Annotated in this window: 1 pseudogene; it reads right to left on the bottom strand. The window is 76.0% G+C overall.

The annotated features are described in order from the left end of the window. Positions 1–250 (bottom strand): annotated as a pseudogene (locus tag AOK18_RS34395) (MBL fold metallo-hydrolase); the annotation flags it as partial.

Below are 250 nucleotides of genomic sequence, written 5' to 3'. Positions count from 1 at the left end.
GTGGTGGAGTGCACCGGCGGGGTTCCGTGCGGGGTGCGGCGGGACCGGGTCTCCTTGTCGAGGTAGGTCTTCGTCAGGTCCCGGGCCGAGCCCCGGGGCCGGAGCCGGGTGGGGCCTTCGGGGTTCTGGAACACCCCGTCCCGGTAGTGCGGGGAGCTGCGGATGCGCGCCATGCGCTCACCGGTGGGATCCGCGCCGAAGGCCGCGGGCCGTAGCGCGCGGAGCCCGGAGCTCCGGGGACGGGTACCGG

This window comes from Streptomyces prasinopilosus (genome assembly GCF_001419695.1).
GTDB lineage: Bacteria > Actinomycetota > Actinomycetes > Streptomycetales > Streptomycetaceae > Streptomyces > Streptomyces prasinopilosus.
The sequence above is the reverse complement of the archived record's forward strand: the minus strand, read 5'-3'. Positions and strand labels throughout refer to the sequence as shown.